Source organism: Nocardioides sp. (genome assembly GCF_050246775.1).
Classification (GTDB): domain Bacteria; phylum Actinomycetota; class Actinomycetes; order Propionibacteriales; family Nocardioidaceae; genus Nocardioides.
The window spans coordinates 1697134-1718278 of record NZ_JBFWVK010000001.1; the positions used below are offsets into that span (position 1 = coordinate 1697134).

Below are 21145 nucleotides of genomic sequence, written 5' to 3' on the forward strand. Positions count from 1 at the left end.
TCGGGTTCCTCTCGAGTACCGGGCCTGCCCGCGTCCTACCACCCAGAATGACGGTCGTCGCCCTGGGCCTATTGCGGCTCGGCGTCGACCGAGCGCACCTCGGGCGTCTGCTTGCCGAGTCAGCCTTCCATGAGGGGCTGCGGCGGCGGCTCTGGTTCCGGTTCAGCTTCGGTCTCAAGGCGTAGACGACCTCGGATGAGGTCGGCTGCGAGCACGCGGGCGCCCCTCCTGGTCGCCGGTTGACCCTCGCTCGGCTCCGCCGGCTCCAGGGTCACCCGCTCGGTGATCTCGAAGATGAACTTGAACTCGAAGCCTTCACCAAACAGTGGGAACGGCGCGGGCCAGGGCACGATCAGCGACCCGGACGCGGCCCGGGCCTCTAGGTCCTCGAACGCGCCCGGGTGATCCTCGTACCAGAGAACGAGGTCGCCGACGCGGATCTCGGTCTCGCTCTCGGTGAGGACGTCCGCGATTGTACGGACGATTGTGCCGCGACCACTCGACAGCAGGCTGACATCCTCTGGCAACCCGATGGGTCGGCCAGTGGCCGCACTGATCCGAGCTAGGTCCTCGACGACCGAGAGCAGGACCGGCGAAATCCTAGGCTCGCCGGGGAGGGTTCTGAGGAGCGCAGGGGCGCGGAGCGCGAACTCGTCCTGGACCATCAGCTTGTTGTCGTTGCCCCAGGCAGCGCAGAAACGGATGGCCGGCAATACGCGTTGCACGGGTTGTCCGACCCAGCGTTCGCCATGCGCATGGATGTCACCCTCTAGTGTGCCCCCGGTCTCGCTGGTGACGTGCGTGTACAGGTCGAGCGTGATGTAGCCGTCGGCATCCATAGCGCGTCGGTGCTCGCCGCCCGCCTGGCCGCGTGCGGCGAGCCGAAAGTCGAATGCCCGTTCTGCCAGTTTTGTCCCGTCTGCGTCTTCGATGATCCAAAGTGCTCGAGTCGCTGGCTCGTCGTTGAAATCTCCGTACGCCGGCCCGAGCTTCAGCACGTTCTCGCTGACCGGTTCCGCGGAGGATAGGCCTCCGGGGAGGTCCAGGGTGACTTCCGCGATCGCGTCACCAGTCAGCACGACGGGCGTGCCGTACTTGCACCACCGTTCCCAGGCCTTGCGCTGCTCGTCGGTCATGCGGCCCGGGTGGACCGTGTAGGTCCCAGGGATCGGCCGGTCCTCCAGCGCGGCGTCGTACTTGGTGGAGATGTGCCAGGTGACGTGTGGCGCGTCCTTGCCGGCGCGTGCCACGACGCTGGCGATGAGGCCCGGCCCGGGGGTGATGGTGGGAGGCGCCCCGGTGACCTCGTAGTCGTAGTTGAAGTGCGGGTCGGCGTCGTTGATGTGGCGGTGGAGGTCATCGAGGCTGCGGGTGGCGTCAGCTGGTTCCACCTTTGTCGGGTCGGCGGTCACGTCTTGGAGGCCGGCCAACGTACCCATCTGCGAAAGCATCTGACTGACCTTCTCCATGCCGTCGCCGAGGTAGTACTCACGGATGTTCGGAGCATCGAGGAGCAGTTCTTCGATGGCGGTCAGGCTGAAGATCTTGACTGGGAACGGCGCCTTGAGCTCGTCCGCGAGGTCGAACAGCCACCTCTCCTGCTCGCGGGTGAGCTCCATCGGCAGTGCAGATACCAGGTCGCGATCGTGTAGTCGAACTTCTCGGTGTCGTTGTGGGTGGCGATCGCCCGGGTCAGGGACTTCTTGATCTGCTGCTTGCGGGAGTCGTTGAGATCGTCAGCGAACTTCTTCACCTGGTAGTTGTCGACGTGTAGCTGTGACCCGCTCGGGACGGGGACCACGACGTCCAGGCCGCCGTCGCCCTGCGACGGGTTGATACGCCTGGCGTTGGTGTGCCGACGACACAGTCCGACCGCGATGATCCGCTCGATCGTGTCGGGGTCGACGACCGTCCACGCGATCGCGGTCACCGCCGAACCCCTGCGTGACCGTCCTGGCGCATGGAACCGACCTCTCCGAGCAAGTGTGTTGGGTGGCGGACGCCCAATAGCTCGGCGCAATCCTGACAGTTGCCGGAGAACTCCGCCCAGAATGACGTGGAACAGCCTGTGTCGCGTGCCGGGTTCAGTGGAGGCTCTGAACTGACGCGGCGACGGTAGTCGCTACGGGGTTGTGCCGGTAGTGCTCGTCTTCGAACTCGACGGGTGGGACGAGTCCGATCTCGCCGTGCAAGCGTCGGTGGTTGAACCAGTCGATGTATTCCGCGACGGCGATCTCGAGGTCGTCGATGCTCTTCCACGGGCCTTTGTTGCGGACCAGTTCGGCCTTGAACAGCGAGTTGAACGCCTCAGCCAGGGCGTTGTCGTAGCTGTCGCCGGTGGATCCGACGGACGCGACGGCGCCGGCCTCGGCCAGCCGTTGGGTGTACCTGACGGCGAGGTACTGAACTCCCTTGTCCGAATGCGCGATCACGCCAGTGGTGTCGCGTCCGGCGTGCTCGCGGGTCCACAGGCCCATCTCGAGGGCGTCCAAGGCCAGGTCGGTGCGCAGGCTTCTCGACAGCTGCCAGCCCACGACCCGGCGGGAGTAGACGTCGACGACGAACGCGGCGTAGACCCAGCCGGCGAAGGTCCGGCAGTAGGTGATGTCCGCGACCCACACCCGGTCCGGTGCCGGCGCCTGGAAGTCGCGATCCAGCAGGTCGGGTCGGCTGTCGGGACCACGGCCCGGGATCGTGGTGCGCGGGCCCTTGGCCCGGCTGATGCCGCGCAGCCCGTCGGCGCGCATCAGCCGGTGCGCGGTGCACCGGGCGATCCGGTGGCCGCGCCGGTTGAGCTCGGCGTGCATCTTGCGCACCCCGTAGACGCCGTAGTTCTCGACGTGCACCCGCCGCAGGACCTCGAGGTGCTGCTCGTCGGCCACGGCCCGGGCCGACGGTGGCCTGGTCTTGGCGGCGTAGTAGCTGCTCGGGGCGATCTGCATTCCCGCCTTGCGCAGGACGGTGCAGATCGGCTCGACCCCGAACCGGTCGCGGTGCGCGTCGATGTAGTCGACGAGTACCGCGGTGGTCACTTCAGCTTGCGGTCGAGCTCCGCCGCGGCGAAAAAAGCCGAGGCCGTCCGCAAGATCTCATTAGCTCGTCGCAGTTCCTTGTTCTCGCGCTCGAGCTCGGCGATCCGCTGCGCCTCGGCGGTCGTCACGCCCGGACGGTGGCCTTCGTCGATCTCGGCTTGGCCGACCCAGTTGCGTAACGTCTCAGGGTTGATCCCCAGCTGCTCCCCGACCCGGCGCAAGCGCGCCCGTCCTGGTCGTCGGGTCACGCCGCAGATCGACCGCCATCCGGATCGCCCCCTCCCGAAGCTCCTCGGGGTACTTCCTCGGTGCTGCCATGACTCTCATCCTTCCGTGGAATGAGAGCCTCCATCAGACCCGGCACGCGACACTGTGCCGGCTCAGCCGGAACGGCCAGCTAATCGCCGCCTGTCCGCCAGGATGGTGTGGTCGGGTCGGCACTGGGTTGGAGTTTCGGCCCTGTGGCCACACAATCGATAGCATCAACTGGAGAGTTAGCGAGAGAAGGACGTGGATGGGCAATCTGGGCGCGTACCAAACGATGACCAGCTTGGCTAAGAAGGTCGGAGGACCCAAGGCTCTCGCAGTCATGATTGCCGCGAGTGGTTGGGCGGTGGGTCGAGGCACTGAAGCCGGTGGAAAGTACGGTTTCAAGGCGACCAAGGCTGCGCTCAAGAGGCGGAACGCGCCCTGCCCAACGAAGGGGCTGCTCTTCGACGTTACGGCTGACGGCACCGACAGCGGGGCTGGCCTGACATTGCATCTCGGCGATTCGTACCGCGTACTGGAGTGCGACGAGGATGCGATCCTCATCGAGGTGTTGGACAACGCAACGAACCCCTACTTTGTTTCCCGTCAGTTCTTGACAACGGTCTCAGACTTCCCGACGGACGACGCGACTGCCGGTGATTGACTCGTGCCAGGAGCTGTCGCCGGAGTCGTTCGAGGGCAGCGCGTGGACAACTACGACCACCTGCCTGAGTTACGACGAGTCCTTCGACCTTGCGCCGCGTAGAGATCGACCACGAAGCATTCGGACTTCGGCAAAGATCCGGCGATTCGTGATGAGCGGTGATCCCGGGTACGACCAGACGCATCTCCTGGAGGAGTGGCTATGAGCGTTGCCTGTCATAACTGTGGGTCGGAGGACGTCTGGGATGAGGACGACACCGTCTATTGCACGCCATGCGTGACGCGAACCTGGAAGTCCGACGGGACTGAGGCCCTGCGCACTTGTCAGGAATGCGGCGCCGAGATGGATGCGCGTCGCTATGCGTGCCAGGAGTGTGTCGCCGCGAACCCCGAGAGCCCCTGAAGTCCAATTCCGCAAGATCCACGCATTGCTGACGCGTGTCTTTTCACCGCGAATGCCCGCCCAGGCACCCAGGCTTCGGCAGCACGCGCCGCCTGACACAGCCCCATAAGTTCGGGCGAGCCGGCGCCTCGACGTGCATCTCGAACAGGCCAGGCGCATCGGGCTCCACGAGTTCAACCTACCGAGGGTGGATGGCGCCTTCCCACCGACCGCTTACCAACCCGACCGGCCGCGCCATGCGTTGACCGGGTGCGTGTCGATCAGCCGCTCGATCGACTCGGCCTTGATCCGGATCGTCCGCCGCCCGAGCCGGACGGCGTCGAGCTCGCCGGCGGCGACGTAGCGGCGGACGGTCTTGACCGAGACTGCGAGGATCTCGGCGGCCTCGGTCAGTGGGATGAGGCGGCGGGTGGGGGTGACGGTTGCGCGCATCGGGTGCTCCTGGGTCGGTGGCGGCCCGGTTGGCTGCCTTCATCCCTCAAGGCCGATGGATGTCCTCCAGTGGCCACCCCATTTGCCTCCCCCTTCACTACCTCACCTTCACCACCCTCGCCCCTTCCCAGCCTCCCTTCCGCTGCCCTCCACTTCTCCCCTGCCCGTTCTCCACCCTTCTTCTTTTCCAGGCACACCTCTTTCACTGACGAATCAGGGGTGGCCACTCGCGGCCCGGTCCCGGCCTTGATGGGTGTGACGATGACGTTGAAGAAGCTCGCGGCCGGGTCGGGGTACGAGTACCTGACCCGGCAGGTCGCCGCCGCGGACTCGACCGAGCTCGGCCGCACCCGGCTGGTGGACTACTACGAGGCGAAGGGCGAGGCACCCGGGCGCTGGGTCGGCTCCGGCCTGATCGGGATCGACGGCATCGAGTGCGGCGACATGGTGACTGCCGAGCAGATGAGCCACCTGTTCGGCGACGGCTGTCACCCGGTCACCGGCACCGCGCTGGGGCGGAAGTTCGGGAAGGGATCCGTGGCCGGCTTCGACCTCACGTTCAGTCCAGCGAAGTCGGTCTCGACGTTGTGGGCGATCGCGCCGCCTGAGGTCGCAAGCAAGATCGAGCAGGCCCACGACGCCGCCGTTCAGGATGCGCTCACGTTCCTCGAGGCCCATGCGGTCTTCACCCGAGAAGGCGCGGGCGGCGCCCGCCAGGTCGAGACCCGCGGCCTGACAGCCGCTGCGTTCGTGCATCGTGACTCGCGGGCCGGGGACCCGGACCTCCACACGCATGTAGCGGTCGCGAACAAGGTCCAGACACGCCAAGGCAAGTGGTTGTCGATCTACGGCACTGTCCTGCACGAGCACGTCGTCGTCGCCTCCGAGGCCTACAACACCGCCCTCGAAGCCCACCTCCACACGCAACTCGGCGTCACGTTCGTCGACGTCCCGCGACCTGGTGGCAAGCGGCCGGTGCGGGAGATCGCCGGCATCGACCCCGCGTTGATGAAGCGGTGGTCGAGCCGCCGCCCCGACATCGAGGACCGCGTCGCCGAGCTCACCGACGAGTTCACCGAGCGCCACGGCCGCCCCCCGACCGGCAAGGAGTCGATCGCCTTGGCGCAACGCGCGAACCTCGAGACCCGGCAGGCGAAGCACGAGCCCCGCTCGGAGGCCGATCAGCGCAGCACCTGGCACACCGAGGCAGTGGACGTCCTCGGCGAACGCGGGCTCCAGGTCATGCTCGTCACCGTCCTGAACCCCGACGGGCAGCCTCGCGCCGGGCTCACCTCCGCATGGCTCGCATCGGCAGCCGACCAGGTCATCACCGAACTCGAGGGGCATCGCGCGACGTGGCAGTCCTGGCACATATACGCCGAAGCCCAGCGTCAGGTCCGCAACCTTTACCTGGCACCAGGGCAGGTGGCTGAGGTGGTGGGGCATCTCGTTGACGCCGTCACCACCCGACTGGTCAACCTGACCCCGGACCTCGACCCGATCACCGAGCCAGCTGCACTACGGCGATCAGATGGCGTGAGCGTCTACCGGCACACCGGCGCCGACCGCTTCACCAGCCCCGCGATGCTCGGCGCCGAGCAGCGAATCGTCGACGCCGCCGGGACCGTCAGCGCCACAGCACCCGATCCGGTGGATGTCGAGCTCGCGCTGATGGCCGCGACCCTCGACCGACCGACGCCGAACGAGGGGCAACGCGAGCTCGTCGGGGCGCTCGTCACTGATCCGCGGCAGGTTGCGCTGGCACTGGCACCGGCAGGTGCGGGCAAGACAACGGCGATGAGCGTCCTCGCGCAGACCGCACACGACCTCGGATACGAGGTCGTCGGGCTCGCACCGTCAGCAGTAGCAGCCGCGGTCCTGACGGAGGCGACCGGCATCCGGGCCGAGACACTCGCGATGCTCGATCACACCATCGCCGCCGGCCTGGATGCCGGGTTCGGGCCCCACACGATCGTGGTGATCGACGAGGCCGGGATGGCCGACACTCCCACTCTGGACCGGGTCATCGCAGCCAGCGTCCAGACGGGAGCGCGGGTGCGATTGATCGGCGACGACCAGCAACTCGCCGCCATCGGCGCCGGCGGCGTCCTACGCGACATCGCCGCCACCCACGGCGCCCAACGACTCTCGGAGGTGGTGCGGTTCGACGACCCCATCGAAGCAACCGCGTCCCTCGCCCTACGGGACGGCGACAACTCGGCCCTCGGGTTCTACCTCGACCACGATCGCATTCACACCGGCGACGAGCTCAGCAGCCTGACCGAGGTCCTCGTCGCCTGGCAGGACCAAACCGAAGCCGGCCGCGAATGCCTGATGCTCGCCCCCACTCGCGACTTCGTGGCTCGCCTCAACAAGGCAGCCCGCAACACCCGCCTCGCCGGCGCCGAACCACACGACGAGGTCCGGTTGGCGGATGGGAACCAGGCCAGCGAAGGGGACGTGATCCTGACCCGCCGCAATAACCGCCGCCTCGGCGTCAGCGGCACCGACTGGGTCAAGAACGGCGACCGCTGGACCATCGCCGGCGTCAACCCGAACGGCGGCGTCCATGCGCGGCACCTGCGGTCGGGCCTGCACGTCACGCTTCCCGCGGCGTACGTCGCCGAGCATGTCGAGCTTGGCTACGCCACCACCGTCCACGCCGCCCAAGGCTCCACCGCCGACGTCATGCACGGCATCATCACCGGGCACGAGGACCGGCAACTCCTCTACACGATGCTCACCCGCGGAAAGGCCGAGAACCACGTCCACCTCATCACTGAAGAGGCCGACACCGACGAAGAGTTCCTGCCCGGCATCGATGAGCAACTCACCGCCGTCGACAACCTCGACCGGATCGTCGGCCTTGACGGCGCCGCGACCTCGGCCACCGCCGAGCTCGCGCAAGCCACCAGCCCCGCGCCTGCCTCCACGAAGCCGCGCAGCGGTATGCCGACGCGGTCACCACCGCGACCCAACGACTCCTTCGCGGAGGTGCCGATCAGGCGCTCGAATCCGCCGGCCCCGGCCCGCTCCCGTGGCTGCCCGGCGTCCCTGCCGACCTACGCGACGAGCCGCGATGGGCCGCCTACCTGGCGGCCCGCGCCGACCGCGTCACCACCCTCGCCGAGGTCGTACGCCGCGACGCACAGCTACCGACGACACTCCATCGCTTCGCTGACGTCCTCACCGACGAGCTCCGCACCGAGACGGCCGTCTGGCGCGCTGCCAACGGCGTACCCGCCGGCGACCGCAGCCTGTTGGGCTCCCGTCCGGCCCACGCAGCGGTGATCTCGCCGCCGACCGCTACGCGCGCCATCTCCAGCGCAAGGTCGACGCCCTCTACCCAGCGTCGGTCCGACGTTGGGAGGCCACGATCGCAACGGCGATCGGCGACCCCGACCACCGTGACGAGCACACCCTCGACCTGGCCCGCGAGCTCGACCGCATCCAAGCCAGCGGCGTCAACGCCAAGCGCATCCTGCAGCGCGCAGCAAGCCCGCGGCGCCCGCTACCCGCAGACCACAAGATCGATGCCCTCGCCTACCGGATCCAGCGCTTGGTCACCCACCAGCGGAGCGTCGACGCTCTGGCGGTACGTCGGGGGCCCACGCGTCCGGGGGTAGGTCTCGAGATCTGAAGAACTCCGCTGGGCCGTCCTCGTTCAGCACCAGTTGCATCTCCTCGGCCGGCGTCACTGCACAGTCACGGTGCTTCGCGCGCCAGGCCGGATAGGCATCCGGATCGTCGCGGCCCCGCAGGAACTCGGCCCATCGGTCGAGTGCCGTGGTGGCTCGACGGCGAATGGCGCGAGCCGAGAGGTGCACTGTCGCAGCAAGCTCATCGACGACGGCCGGAGTCGTCAGGCCCGACCGGCCACGACGACCGGCCACATCGAGCTCGGCAGCGATCCGAGCGAGCTCGCCAAGCAACCAAGCATCGAAGACGTGGAGCGCCTTGGCATCGATCGCCTCGATCATCAGCCCAGTCACCTCCCAGAACGGATCGATGTCATCGGCCTCGTCGACCACGGCGACGTCGTCGCCCGGGAGCATTCCACGAGCGTTGACCATGAAGCGGTCCCGCCGGCGGGCCAGGTCACCGACGCCGAGATGAGCGCACACCTCCCGCGTCGTCTGCCCGAGGATCGCGCCAGCAATGCGGCCGTCCTTGAGCCGATGGGCACTGCGGCACTCGACCCACAGTTGGCTTGCGAAGAGGCCGTCGATGTCCCCATCTAGATCCCGCAGCTTGCGGGCGCGCGCCTCGGCCCCAGGTAGCAGGGCCCACACCAACGCCGTGACCGCGCGACCGTCCGTCTCAGTCAGCGACGCGAGTACGCCGAGCACCGCGTTGGCCTCATCGACCGGTGCGGCCCTCGTCCAGTCGCGCAGATCGTCGAACTCGGGCACGACCGCCAAGCTCTGGTGAGTTGCCGACCAGCGCCGCCACGCCGCACGCGCTGCGCACATCAACTCGCCCTCCAGGTCCTGGAGGCCAAGGCGATCAGCGACGGACACGGCATGCTCCCGACAAACGTTCCCGCCGATGACGATCAGCGGGGAACTTCCAGCGTGAGCGGGACAAACCTGCACGTCAAGGGCCACTTGTGCGGGCCGACGAGACATCCCAAGACGTTGAGAGACAGTCCGAGACGTTCGGTACCAACCAGCACCAATCGGTACTGGAATCTCCTCGATCGTCATCTCAGGATGTGACCGTCGATGCCGATTGCCCGGCCCCGCTTCCCCCATTTCTGGCTCGGCCCGCCCAGGTGGGCGGACCAATCTACGGACACTCGTAGCATCCGTGCCGCTCGATCTGAAGGCTGAAGACAGGTGCTCGAGGCGGGCATTCGAGCCGCGGGGTTCGTGACTCGTACGAGGTCGTCAATGGTCACCAATGATTCGGGCATGTGTTGCACGGCCTAGGGCCGTCTGGTCGCTGCGCTAAGCGCGCGGTAGAGCTCTTCACCGCTGACTCGAATAAGCGCTGGGCCGATCCGAAGCGGCGGGCGTTCTGCCGCCTGGGTCATCCAAGCGAACCTTGTAAGCTACGCACATGGCTCCCCCTATCGACCAAGGCCGGCTCGAGATGTTGGCCACTGGCCAACTACTGCTCGACTGGCATAACCCCCGTCTGCGGTCCGAGGATCAGCTTGGCGATGAGGACGAACCAGATAGCACAGAGCGACAGCGGGCGCTGGCCGTTCTCATGGCCAAGGAGTACCACCCGTTTCGGATTGCTGAGTCCATATCACGGCATCAGTACTTCCTGAGCGAGCCGATGATCGCAGTTCGTCACGGCGAGAAGTACCGAGTGATTGAAGGCAACAGGCGACTCACCGCATTGCTTGGCCTCCAGCACGACTCTCTCCGCGAGGAGTTCACCAAGGAGAACAAGGGTTGGAGGGGACTACCGACGCTCGATCCCGATGCGCTCTTCCCCGTTCTGATCGTCGAGGATGCGCGAAGCATCGCCCCGCTTCTCGGGTACAGACATATTGCAGGTATCGAGCCATGGGGCGCGTATGCCCAGGCCAGATACATAGTTGGACTGGTCGAAGATGGAAACTCACTAGTCGACGTTGCTGAACTCGTCGGCAAGACTCCGACAGCAGTCCGATCGATGTACCGCGACCACGAGATCCTGGAGCAGGGATCCAAGATGTTTCGCCTCGAAACAAGCCGTGCTCGTCAGAAGTTCGGAGTCTTCAACGCAGCGATGGGAAACCGGGGCATTCGCGACCACATAGGCGGTCCCGCCCCCCGCCATGTGGACGCCGAGCACTGGCCACTGCCCGATGATCGCAAGCAGGAACTCGAGGAGGTCCTGGGCTGGATCTTTGGATCGAAGACGGAATCGCCCCTGCTCACAGACTCCCGTCAGTTGGGCGCTCTCTCGCGAGTGCTCGCAGATAGTTCCGGTCGGGGCCTCGAGGTTCTGCGGCGAGGCGGCACCCTGAATCAAGCTGAGGCAGCGATCACGGATCCCGATGAGCAGTTCGCCCGCGCAGTCGATAACGCTCATTCGCAAATTCGGGCCACGAGGCCTCCCCAAGCTGGTGCCGATCTGCCGCAGCCGACCGTGGAGCTGTTACTGGCACTCCGAGACCTCGTGGAGGAAATTCTCACGCAGCCCCGCATCGAGCGCAGCGAATGACGTGGATCGAGGCGCCCAAAAGCTCGGACCCCATCGAACTCGCACACTACGTCGAGACAGAGTTACTCGTTTCAGGCGAGGAATACCTCTCAATCGCGGAGATACGCGACGGTTGGACTAGCGGACAAGCGCCTTCAGAAGACGAATTCGACTTTGCGTTTACTGAGATTGATCGTCGGGCCCGCGACATCGGCAAGCACTACCCGTTCTTCACAGTGGACAACGGCGTTGGTTTCGACAGCGCCGGCGGCTCGGACCTCTACTCCTTCCTAACACTCTTGTCGCTTCGGGAGACGCCGCTGCGACTCGCGAAGGACTACCCCCGATCCGATCCGCTTTTCGACGCGGTTGTCCGCGAAGCCGTCAAGGCTGCACTCGGGCCCCGTGCGCATGCACTGGTGTTTGGCTGGCCGCCTCGCGGGGATCGGCCGAGCGAGTTTCCGAAAGCCGTCGAGTGGCTAGCCCAGAAACTTGGCGTCGGTCTCCGTAGCCATGAGGCGTACTCGGAGTCGCTGGACGGCGGCGTTGACATTGTCGGCTGGGCTCCGTTTCCAGACGGGCAAATAGCTTTTCCGATCGTTCTTGCGCAGAACACCATCCAGCGGGCGTTCGTCAAGAAGCCCAGAGATGTGATCCCTGAGGACTGGCGAGAGTGGATCCGTATCAAGGCTGACCCGATGGTGGGCTTCGCCGTCCCCTTCTTTATGCGCCCGAAGGACCCATGGTGGGAGCGTGCCGGGACCAACGTGACGTATCTGTGGGATCGGGGACGACTCGTTCACGAGTTGCGCCAGGTAGACCCGACCTCATGGTCCGAGTGGCCGGATCTCCAGGCGTTCGTTCAGGAGGAAGTCACCGGTCTGCGGGCATCAACTGAGGCAACGAAGCCGGTCGACGCTTTGCCCCGCTCGAGGAAGGATCGCGTGATACCTCCGCCAATCCCGAAGGATATCCGCGCCGAGCCGTGAAAGCGTCAATCGGCCGGAGTTCCGCCTGCGTCAGACGCGTAGCCGGCAACTTGGCGGCCGTGGCCGGCGTCGTGGGAAGCCGCACGCTCGCATGAATCAGAGCGACGCACTGGGTCAGCCTGAGCTCGCCTGAGCTCGCCTGAGCTCGCCTGAGAAGACTAGCGACTGCGCACGACTGCCAGCACTTTCTCGGCTGCCGCGGTCACGGTTTCGTGCTCCCAGATTCGCACCGACACCCAGCCTCGCTCGGTCAATACAGTGTCTGTCTCCGCATCACGTTCACGGTTGCGCTGAATCTTCGACTTCCAGTAGTCGGCGTTCATCCGCGCAACCGTCCCGTGCTCTGCACAGCCGTGCCAATAACATCCGTCAATGAAGACGGCGACTTTCGCCCTCGTGAAGACAAGGTCTGCCCGCCGGTTCAGGTCGGGAAGCGGCCTGACGTCGACGAGGTACCGCAGGCCGAGTGCATGCACGGCGCGACGCACCGCAAGCTCGGGAAGTGTGTCGCGGCGACGGTTTCCCCGCATCGTCGCCCGTACTGCCGGGGACGATGCCCAGGGCTTGTACTCGGGGGGCACAGCGCCAGCATGCCCTGCAAAGACGTCCAATCCCAACCGACTTAGGGCCCTTGCGTGGCGCTCTCAGACGGACCGCCTATGTATGTCTGCGGGTCGAGCCACATGGAGTGTCGAAGCGAGCCGGTGAGACGGAAGTGTCCAGCGCGCCGACCGAACTGGTAGACCCGCGCCAGCTGATATGCACCACTCGCCTCCTCAGAGAACTCGACTTCGTTTCTCGTGACGTAGAACGGAAGTTCCCGCGAGTACCGGGTCGTCTTGACCTCGATGAACAACGGCTCGTCCGCTTGTGGGTCAAATGAGAGGACGTCGTAGCCAAGCCCGTCGCCATCCTCGACGGAAACGTGGCGAACCTCGGCTGCGAGATCGTCACGACCTACAGATGCGAGAGCTTGGCGCTCGAACTCGACGATCGCAAGCTCTCCTGCCATGCCCAGCGACCGGTTGCCCGCCTCGACAGCTGCGAAGTCCACCCGTCGACCGACCCGCGCGAAGTGTCGTGTCGGTGGTTCAGTTGTCGGGGCCTCCACGGGAGGGCCCAGCGGGGCATTCTCATCGGCAGGTGCCTCAACCGCCCGCAACATGTCATGCCTCAGATCCACAGCGCCTTCGAAGCGCTCCGTCACGCGCTCCCGCAGAAGCTGCTGAACGTTGCGCCGGGGTTTGTACCCGCTGATCCACACAGCTCCCAACTCGTCAAGCACCGCGGAAACGTTCTGGAACTTGAACTCAAGCGACCCCTCAGAACGTGGGACACTGCCGGCCAGACTCCGTCGGAACTGAGTCTTCGAGTAAGCCTCCCCGGCAAGTTCTAGACTCAGCATTGAGAAGTAGATGTCGACCACGTGGTCGACCTCCGACTTGCTCCAGTCTTCAGGCACTTTGCCCCCCTTCGGCCGCCAGGGTATCTACCGGGACGGATGCACCGCCGGTGATCGCAGGACATCGTCCCCAGGTCATTTCAGCCCTGCGATGGAACTGTCCTAGCCGGCGTCTAGCCTCGCTGCATACTCTCAGCGCTTGCGAAGGAAGGACCTGCGGTGATCTCGGGAATTACTGTCGCGACTGGCACTCGGCCACCAAGACTTCTATGTCTGGTGGCCCCAAATAGCTCAGCTTTCAGCTAAGCTAGGGACCATGAACTCGAGCTCCGCTGCCTTCACCTTTATCGACCTGTTTGCCGGCGTCGGTGGATTTCACGCTGCGCTAAGCGCGTTGGGTGGTGGATGCGTGTACGCCGTGGAGAAGGATCCTGACGCGGCCGCGGTGTATGAGCGGAACTGGCAGATCCGAGCTCGAGGCGACATCGTTGACGACACGCAGAGCGAGATGCGCGTGCCCAAGCACGACGTGTTGGCGGCGGGCTTCCCGTGCCAGCCGTTCTCGAAGTCCGGGTACCAGCGAGGGATGGACGAGGCACGCGGGACACTGTTCTGGAACATCCTTCGCATTCTCGAGGTGCGTCGACCTACCGTCGTTCTGCTTGAAAACGTTCGCAATATCTACGGCCCTCGCCACAAGCACGAATGGGAAGTGATCGTCCGTTCGCTTCGTGAACTGGGCTATCAGGTGTCCTCGCGACCCATTGTGTTCTCGCCGCATTTGCTTCCTCCTGAGCGCGGCGGGCGGCCCCAGGTTCGTGAGCGGGTCTTCATCATGGCCACGTATGTGGGAACGAACCGGTCCCACATCGATGTCGCACCGTCGGTCCCGCACCTCCCGGTGGATGGCTGGTCTCCGTCCGAGTGGCACCTTGAAGAGCACCTACCGATCCAGGCAGATCACGAGATCGGGAACCGGCTCCGACTCAACCTCGGGCCCGCCGAGACGACCTTGGTCGAGGCGTGGAACGACTTTGTCGTGACGCTCCGATCGGCCGGTGTCCCGAAGCTTCCTGGTTTCCCGGTCTGGGTCGACGCGTTCGTCCACCAGGACGACCTTGTCGTTCCCCCGGGCACTGCGGCTTGGAAGGCCGTGTTCCTCCGCAAGAACGCGGAGTTCTACACCGAGCACAGGGAGTTGCTCGAGGCCTGGCTCTCACGATGGAACTATCTGCGCGACTTCCCGGCTTCGAGACGCAAGTTTGAGTGGCAAGCCAAGGATGCCGAGTCGCTGCTCGACACCGTGATGCATCTGCGCCCCTCCGGGCTTCGCGTGAAGCAGGCAACCTATGTACCTGCGCTGGTCGCGATCACCCAGACGAGCATCCTTGGTGATCGGCAACGCCGACTCTCACCACGTGAAGCCGCCCGTTTGCAAGGCCTGCCCGAGTGGTTCGACTTCGGCGCCCAGCCGGATGCGGCGACCTACAGGCAGATGGGCAATGGCGTGAATGTCGGCGCCGCGTACCACGTGTTCCGTGAGCACGCGATCAAGACGGCGGGCGCGATCCGGCGTCGCGCCCCAGGCCTAGCCGCCGCTGTCGAGGCGTCAGACGTCAACCCAGACGCCGCGCTCGAGCGCTACTGGGACCCCAGCCGAGACGTCATCATCCGCCGTCGAAGTTCGACCACTGACACGGGCCGCGCTGCCGGGTAGCGCATTACGCGACAAAGTGCTCGACGGCTTCAAGCACTGCCAGCAGCCCGACCTTCGTCACTGTCCCGCCGCTGGACTCGTAGTGCGCATTCCAAGGCGTCCCCGCAGCCTCAACGATCTTGCGAGCCATGTCTGGTTTCGTCAAGCTGCCGTCTATCCCCAGCCCGAGCGCCTCGTTGACGAGATCGAAGATCTCCCGAGGTTCTGTTGATCCCGTCGACATCTTTGGTGCCTCGACGCCTAGCTTGACCGCGATGTCCCACACGATGTCGGCCTTGGTGGTCATAGTTCGGCACCTCTCAGTACGGACCTCAGCGCCGACGTCGTCTCGGTCGACCAAGCAAGCTCACGGTCGCCCTCGGGGTCACGACTGAGCAGGTCCAGCAAACGAATCCGGTCGATGACCATGACGACTGTGGCCAACTGCTTCCAGTCCGGACCAGCGGACCGAACGGTCCCTGGGATCACCAGCAGGCTGAGCGGGTCGCTGTCCATCGCGAGCCAACTCGCCCAGAGTCGGAGGTCGATGTCCGTGGTCTTGGTGAAGGTCTCCGCTTGGATGGTGCATTGCGCGAGCGCGAGGGGGAAGCCTGGCCTGCGGTCCGTGAACTGTCTCCAAGCGACGACATCAACACCGCCGTCTTTGCGTCGGGGTGGTCGATACCCCCGGCCAGCGTCCAAACCAATCCGGCCTGCCAGCCAGACAACCGCCTGGTCAAACGCCTCGGGCCGACCATGCTTCGAGGGGTAGCCAAAAGAGAGCGCGCTTCCACCCACACCCCAGAAGTTGGCGAGCGCTTCCTCGGAGACCTCCTCCAGCAGTTCTCCCATCTCAGCTGTTTCCGACGCGCGCACGGTTTGGCGCGCTACTGACCCCGGCGTCAAATAGAGGAGGGCCGCGTAGTGGCCTGCATGACGGCTCTTCCTGCGAAGGACTGCGATGTCTCTGACCGCGAAGGGATAAGCGGCCCCGAGCACACTCGCTCGCTTAGCCATGGTGTCGATGGCCATCGTGACCTTCGTTGGAGATGCACCGATCTCCCTTGCGGCGAGGTCGTCTAGTTTGTCTCGGCCAAAGTGGCCCGAGTCGCTGACGAGCACGCTCGTCTCAATCCAGTCGGCGATGGCCTCGGTGCTCGAGACCTCCAAGTCGGTCACTGTCTAAAGCCCGGACTCTGCCTTGACGTCGTCTAGCGTCGACCGAATGCTTCCCACGAGCGACTCGATGTCATCGACAAGGTTCTGGACTTCAGCGTCGATCGCGAACTCCGCGACGTCGCTGCTGGCGGCGTTGAGTGAGTTCTTTGCGGCGTTGAGTTTCAGCATGAGCGCCTTCAGAGGGTCAAGGCCCTTCTCCTGGATACGCTGCTTTGCCTCCTCAAGCGTCTTGTTCTCACGCAACGCCTCAAGGCCGACTTGGGAGGCCACCACGTTTCCGAGGAGCGAGATCTGTCGCGAGTCCGAGATGAGCGACTCGTGCTCCTCGTCGCCGAAGACCCACTGGATCACCTCCTTAAGCTCAGTTGCCTTCTCGGCCGGCACCGGATCCTTGCCAATCGACGTCTGTGAACCCAAGGGTGCACCCACGTGATTACGAATCTTGGTGCTGCCCATGGCCACCGTCAGCAGGGAAAATGCGCTCTCGACCTGCGACGTCTCGAGCCCAAGACTCGCGGCCTGTGTCAGTACCGCTTGGTCGCGATAAAGGTCGGCCGCCTTGCTCTTCGGAATGCCGATCAGGTCAGCAACCTCTTGAATGGTTCGACCTTCCGCCACGCGAGCAGCGATATACCGGGCCTGCATGAAAGGTCGCCACGCGAGTTTACCGACGACATGGACTCGGGCAATCTCCGCGTGCGTTGTCTCCCGTGACTCGTGGATGACAACGGGTACTTCCATTTCGGGACTGATCGTGCACTTCGTGGCGATGGTCTCCCAACGGTCTGGCGTCGCGAAGCCGGCCCTGATCTGGGGGTAGGCCAAGCCAACCAACGCGGTCAATCTTCGGTTGCCCTCCACCACGATCCACGTGTCTGCCTCATCGGGACTCGGGATGACGATGAGCGGCTCAGCGTTGAAGAACCCCAACTCGGCTATCGACTGCGCCACCGGGTACGCCTCAAATCCCATCTCGAGGAGAGTCGCCAGCTCGGCCGTGTCCTTCGTCCGGTGCGTCTCGGGAATGCGTGGATTCTCTGGATCGAGGCGAAGAGCCGAAAGCGCAACTCTTCCCGAACGACCTGCGCTGACCGGGAGGGACTCAGACATTCGATTCCTTTCGAACTACGAGACCAGAGCCAAGATAGATGGCCAAAGCCAGCACCTCGCCGTCTTCCTCGTGTTGCCGTACTTGAGTGCGGTGAACCTGAATCAAGATCTGGTTCGGATCATTCTCCAGGCCCTCGACGAAACGGTCGCCAGGATAGAAATCGCCATTCGGCTGAGGCTTCAAGTCCCGGCCTTGGAACAGATTGACGAATCCGAGCTCGTCAGACCATTTGCGCGTCCGTGGTGCGTCCCCGTCCTCCATGAGCATGATCGTGGCTTTCTTCAAATGGGCGAAGCCACGAGCCACGGCGTCGACGAACTCATCGTGAAGCCAGCCCGGACTGTAGTCCGGACGCGCCCACTGAGCGAGCAGGGTCTCCACCGGTTCGAGCGAGTCCACATGCAGGGTGCGGAATGCCAATCGGCCCTGTGAAGTCCGCGGCGCATCCATCAACCCGAGCTGCTCAAGCAGTCCATAGTTGTGAGCTGTTTCCGCCACTAGGCGAGAAGGCGTTCGCATCTGGTGCCAGCCAAGGCCCATCCTCGACAACGCCGACACGACGCTTGATCGTGTCGGCATCATGCCCTCAGGCAGCAAGATACCGATCTCCCGGGCCCACGTGTGCACCGAGCCGCCGCCCTCGACGTGGTCGCGCAGACGAGCTCGGAGGTCCTCCTCGGTGTGGACGACCTCCGTCAGGGAGCGGACCGTCTTCTTGCTAGCGAAGAATTGGCAGTAGGGCAATAGATCTGCGCGATATCCGAATGCTCGTGCGCGCTGCTCGAGCGTGTCGACTTGAGGGCTCGCCGGTCGGTTCATGTAAGTGACCGTCAGACCTTCAACGGTGAAGCCGCGGTCTAGCTTATTGCCCCCGACGAGGACGTGAATCGGCGATACGTGCCAGTCAACCTTATTAACGTCCGCGGTGCTGTTGACAAGCCAGGTCATCGCCTCGGAGATGACGACCTTCAACTTGGTTACAAATGCCACGTCGTCAACGTCGTCCGCCCCATTCGCAACAATGCGATTGCGCTCCTCCAGGATGGCGCCCGGAACGCTGCTGATGTCCCCCTCGACAATGCTCTTCCTCCACTGCTCCAACTGCCGGCGGATCAAGAACTCATACCTGGCTTGCACATCGTTGCGTGCCGTTGAGTGCACCAGCATGCTGATCGGCGGGCTCGCGGCGTCGTGAAGGAGGAGGAGAGCAGATCCAGCAATAAAGGACGACAGCGCATTGTGGAGGCTCTTCTGCAACTGCAGCGGCGGCGTCTTGGATGCCTGTTCGTCCAGCAGTGGGACGTTGCGCACGACGCGCTCGGCGTTGTCAATGAAGAACTGCTTGCCGCCGGTGTAGCCCTTGCCTGGCGTGAGGAACTCGACATGTTGCGGACTGAGGATGTCAGCAGCGTCGAGGAGGAGCGGTGCGTAAGGCGTTGCTGTGTACTGCACGAAAAGGTGACTAGGCACGGCGTTTCGTAGTTCCCGGATGGCAGCGTAAGTGCTGCTTTCGGCGTCCTTGCTTGTGTTCAGTGACGCCTGGTCTGCCTCATCGTCGATGATCAGAACGCGCAGGTCATCTGGGATCTTCTCCAGTTGCTTTGCGACAGCCCGGATCCGCCCCGCGTGCTTCAGCACGGGCACAAGACACACCCGTCCCATGTCGATGAACTTGCGGAGCTTCTTGCCGGCTGTCTCCGTCGCTGGATTGGTCTCGCTGATCCACACGTAGTCTGACCGGGATGTGACACCGAGCGACGACTCGAGGCGGTCGCGGTTCTGGTCGAGTAGAAGGTTGGTCGACCCGAGCAGCGCAACGATCACCTGGTATCCGGCGTCTGCCGCAGCTGCAGCGAGCGCCGTGATGGACGTGGTCTTTCCCGACTGCACGTAGCCAAGGGCAAGGACCGTCGACTGCGTCGCAGTTCCCTCTGGCGGACCCTGCTCCAAAATCGCTCGCACGGACTCCCAGATTCCAGCACGCGTCTCGTCATCGATCGACGATGCGAGCACCTTGTCGAGTCTGTCGATCTCGCTCATGTCGCCACGCCTCCCTGCGCGAGTGCGCGTCGCTTCACTTCAGTCCAGGATCCAAACCTGTTGCGTAGCGTTTGAAACGACGGCCCGTCGGAAGCGAACACCCTTTTCCACTCATCGAACCGGTGCGCGGAGTTTGGAGAGTCGGGGTCGAGCAGATATCGCCGAGCGATCTGGAGGAGATCATCGTCGCTCCACCTCGACTCGTAATCGCGGTTCCACGGTTCCCCGGCAAGCACTCCAGCCGCAGCGCATGCGGCCGACCAACTGCCGAATCGTTGGCCAATACGAGGCACGGACGCTCCCTCGATTTGGCCAACCTGCAACAAGTCGCTGTAGGCCGTAGTAGTTAGGGGGAACTCATAGGCAGATGCTTCACGCAGCGCGGCCAATATGTCCTCATCGCTCCACCGGTTCTCAACTTGGCTAGCGCCCCAAAGCCGAAGGTGGGAAAGTTCCGCCGGCCAGTACTTAGAGACGTCGACGGATCCGATGTCAGTCGCTTCGACTACTTCGGCGACCGTCATTGGGCCACGGCCGGCGAGGGCAACGCGAATCTGAGCCGCGACCGCCGTCTCATGATCGAGCTGAGCGGTGAGTGCTTCCGCTGCTCGCATGTCCCGGATCTCTTTCGCGGTTGGCCCGCCGTATTTCTTGAGCAGTTGGCGGATTCGTTCACGCGTCAAGCCGTGGGCAGCACCGATCTCATCGAGTGTTTCGCCGCGCCAACGCCGCTCAATCATGTCGGCGACATGAGGCGGCGCAGGCGGTGAAGGAACGATCCCGTCCGTCGACCATGCGTACACGTCGCGAACTACCTTCACGCAACGGTCATCGGTCTTAGACAAAGCAAGCAAACTCTCCCGGACGTCCATCTCGGCCGGAACAAAATCGATTCGGTCGAAGACCTCTTCGTAGGCCTGAGTGATCGTCACGGCCACGCCGATGTGCGCCATCATCACTTCAAGGACGGTCTCGGCGACCGTTTGGCGCTGACTGCGGAGCCGTTCCCTTTGCCCGCGCGGCGGAAGATGCATGCCCGAGTTGACGTCGAGGTCAGGCGCAACAGACGCCGCGCGGCTCGTCCGCTGATATCGGCAGGCGCGGCACTCGGCGTGGCGGGCACCAGGCTTTCCCCTCGCGGTTGGAAACGCCGTGACGGGCTTCGCGTCCGCGCACGGTCCTAAGCACATCCGGACTGCGTCGGGTGCCGCTGGAAAGAAGAAGCTGGCGTCTGGTTCGGGCGAGGTGACCTGTGGATCCTCGGTCACGCTTCACCCCCCAGCCTTCAACTATTGACTGCCGTCACAGTAGTGGTTCGGCCCGATGCACAAGCCGGAAAGGAAGGGTTGTCTCGATGTTCGTCATCGCATTCCCCCGCCAGTCCCCCACAGCCCGGCAAGAGCCAGCAGGGGGTTAGGTTTGAAATGAGAAGAAACCGCAGGCTGACCTGCGGTTTCTCATGGTGGAGCCTAGGGGACTCGAACCCCTAACCCCCTGCTTGCAAAGCAGGTGCGCTACCAATTGCGCCAAGGCCCCCGGTGGTGCGGGGTGGATCAGGACTTGTCGACGGTGTCGGTGGCCTCGGCCCACAGGGCCTGGTCGGCGCGCGACTCGTCGTACTTCTTCTTGGCCACGACGGCACCGAGCGCGGCCAGGAGGACCAACAAGAGCTTCTTCATGACGCGTGACCCCTTCGAATCTGGGTGGAGCAGGCAGGGATGGAGGGTGGGCCTAACAGGACTTGAACCTGTGACCTCTTCCTTATCAGGGAAGCGCTCTAACCGTCTGAGCTATAGGCCCCTGCCGTG

Annotated in this window: 17 protein-coding genes, 2 tRNA genes, 1 pseudogene and 1 other annotated feature; of the genes and pseudogenes, 5 read left to right on the top strand and 15 right to left on the bottom strand. The window is 64.4% G+C overall.

Going from position 1 to position 21145, the window contains the following annotated elements:
• Positions 1-119: 119 nt before the first annotated feature.
• The 3 genes and pseudogenes from AB7I40_RS08095 to AB7I40_RS08105 all read right to left on the bottom strand — a co-directional run bounded on the left by AB7I40_RS08095 (position 120) and on the right by AB7I40_RS08105 (position 3350).
• Positions 120-1619 carry a hypothetical protein gene (locus AB7I40_RS08095; RefSeq protein WP_428347650.1) on the bottom strand — a complete coding sequence of 500 codons (1500 nt, stop codon included), beginning with the start codon at positions 1617-1619 and terminating at the stop codon, positions 120-122.
• Positions 1532-1930: a hypothetical protein gene (locus AB7I40_RS08100; RefSeq protein ID WP_428347651.1), complete on the bottom strand. Its 399-nt coding sequence runs from the start codon at positions 1928-1930 to the stop codon at positions 1532-1534. The genes AB7I40_RS08095 and AB7I40_RS08100 overlap by 88 nt, the downstream gene beginning before the upstream one ends.
• A 154-nt stretch (positions 1931-2084) precedes the next feature.
• Positions 2085-3350 (bottom strand): annotated as a pseudogene (locus AB7I40_RS08105) (IS3 family transposase).
• Positions 2928-3071: a sequence feature (AL1L pseudoknot), on the bottom strand. Its footprint overlaps the pseudogene before it by 144 nt.
• 196 nt (positions 3351-3546) lie before the next feature.
• Between AB7I40_RS08105 and AB7I40_RS08110 the strand changes: the two are divergent.
• Positions 3547-3945: a hypothetical protein gene (locus tag AB7I40_RS08110; RefSeq protein ID WP_428347652.1), complete on the top strand. Its 399-nt coding sequence runs from the start codon at positions 3547-3549 to the stop codon at positions 3943-3945.
• A 615-nt stretch (positions 3946-4560) separates the two neighbouring features.
• Here AB7I40_RS08110 and AB7I40_RS08115 read toward each other — a convergent pair.
• Entirely contained in the window at positions 4561-4779 is a 219-nt protein-coding gene (locus tag AB7I40_RS08115; RefSeq protein WP_428347653.1) for a helix-turn-helix domain-containing protein, read from the bottom strand.
• Between the two features lie 261 nt (positions 4780-5040).
• Here AB7I40_RS08115 and mobF point away from each other — a divergent pair, with 261 nt between their 5' ends.
• Positions 5041-8070 (top strand): MobF family relaxase, encoded by a 3030-nt coding sequence (gene mobF, locus AB7I40_RS08120; RefSeq protein ID WP_428347654.1) that lies wholly within the window; start codon positions 5041-5043, stop codon positions 8068-8070.
• Positions 8071-8342: 272 nt separating this feature from the next.
• Here mobF and AB7I40_RS08125 read toward each other — a convergent pair whose 3' ends face one another.
• Positions 8343-9299, bottom strand: coding sequence for a hypothetical protein (locus AB7I40_RS08125; RefSeq protein WP_428347655.1), 957 nt, complete (start codon positions 9297-9299; stop codon positions 8343-8345).
• A 541-nt stretch (positions 9300-9840) separates the two neighbouring features.
• On the opposite strand from AB7I40_RS08125, the gene AB7I40_RS08130 reads away from it, so the two are divergent.
• A complete protein-coding gene (locus AB7I40_RS08130) occupies positions 9841-10941 on the top strand; it encodes a hypothetical protein (protein ID WP_428347656.1) in 1101 nt (366 codons plus the stop codon).
• Positions 10938-11909 carry a hypothetical protein gene (locus AB7I40_RS08135; protein WP_428347657.1) on the top strand — a complete coding sequence of 324 codons (972 nt, stop codon included), beginning with the start codon at positions 10938-10940 and terminating at the stop codon, positions 11907-11909. Before AB7I40_RS08130 ends, AB7I40_RS08135 begins: the two co-directional genes overlap by 4 nt.
• Before the next feature lie 158 nt (positions 11910-12067).
• On the opposite strand, the gene AB7I40_RS08140 is transcribed toward AB7I40_RS08135, so the two are convergent.
• Both AB7I40_RS08140 and AB7I40_RS08145 read right to left on the bottom strand, forming a co-directional pair.
• Positions 12068-12490, bottom strand: coding sequence for a very short patch repair endonuclease (locus AB7I40_RS08140; protein ID WP_428347658.1), 423 nt, complete (start codon positions 12488-12490; stop codon positions 12068-12070).
• A gap of 41 nt (positions 12491-12531) precedes the next feature.
• Positions 12532-13371, bottom strand: a complete 840-nt coding sequence (locus tag AB7I40_RS08145; RefSeq protein ID WP_428347659.1) for a DUF3883 domain-containing protein — start codon at positions 13369-13371, stop codon at positions 12532-12534.
• A 256-nt stretch (positions 13372-13627) separates the two neighbouring features.
• On the opposite strand from AB7I40_RS08145, the gene AB7I40_RS08150 reads away from it, so the two are divergent.
• Complete coding sequence (locus AB7I40_RS08150) at positions 13628-15028, top strand: DNA cytosine methyltransferase (RefSeq protein ID WP_428347660.1); 1401 nt, start codon at positions 13628-13630, stop codon at positions 15026-15028.
• Positions 15029-15032: 4 nt separating this feature from the next.
• Here AB7I40_RS08150 and AB7I40_RS08155 read toward each other — a convergent pair whose 3' ends face one another.
• The 8 genes from AB7I40_RS08155 to AB7I40_RS08190 form a co-directional block, all read right to left on the bottom strand.
• Positions 15033-15314: a hypothetical protein gene (locus AB7I40_RS08155; RefSeq protein ID WP_428347661.1), complete on the bottom strand. Its 282-nt coding sequence runs from the start codon at positions 15312-15314 to the stop codon at positions 15033-15035.
• On the bottom strand, positions 15311-16186 hold the full coding sequence (locus AB7I40_RS08160) for a hypothetical protein (RefSeq protein ID WP_428347662.1): 876 nt from the start codon (positions 16184-16186) through the stop codon (positions 15311-15313). The genes AB7I40_RS08155 and AB7I40_RS08160 overlap by 4 nt, the downstream gene beginning before the upstream one ends.
• 3 nt (positions 16187-16189) lie before the next feature.
• Positions 16190-17296 (bottom strand): hypothetical protein, encoded by a 1107-nt coding sequence (locus AB7I40_RS08165; RefSeq protein ID WP_428347663.1) that lies wholly within the window; start codon positions 17294-17296, stop codon positions 16190-16192.
• Positions 17289-19337: a Z1 domain-containing protein gene (locus AB7I40_RS08170; RefSeq protein WP_428347664.1), complete on the bottom strand. Its 2049-nt coding sequence runs from the start codon at positions 19335-19337 to the stop codon at positions 17289-17291. The genes AB7I40_RS08165 and AB7I40_RS08170 overlap by 8 nt, the downstream gene beginning before the upstream one ends.
• Positions 19334-20605, bottom strand: coding sequence for a sigma factor-like helix-turn-helix DNA-binding protein (locus AB7I40_RS08175; protein ID WP_428347665.1), 1272 nt, complete (start codon positions 20603-20605; stop codon positions 19334-19336). Before AB7I40_RS08175 ends, AB7I40_RS08170 begins: the two co-directional genes overlap by 4 nt.
• A gap of 192 nt (positions 20606-20797) precedes the next feature.
• A tRNA-Ala gene (locus AB7I40_RS08180) sits at positions 20798-20873 on the bottom strand.
• Between the two features lie 17 nt (positions 20874-20890).
• Positions 20891-21016 (bottom strand): DLW-39 family protein, encoded by a 126-nt coding sequence (locus tag AB7I40_RS08185; RefSeq protein ID WP_428347666.1) that lies wholly within the window; start codon positions 21014-21016, stop codon positions 20891-20893.
• A 47-nt stretch (positions 21017-21063) separates the two neighbouring features.
• Positions 21064-21137: transfer RNA gene (locus AB7I40_RS08190), tRNA-Ile, on the bottom strand.
• Between the last annotated feature and the right edge of the window lie 8 nt (positions 21138-21145).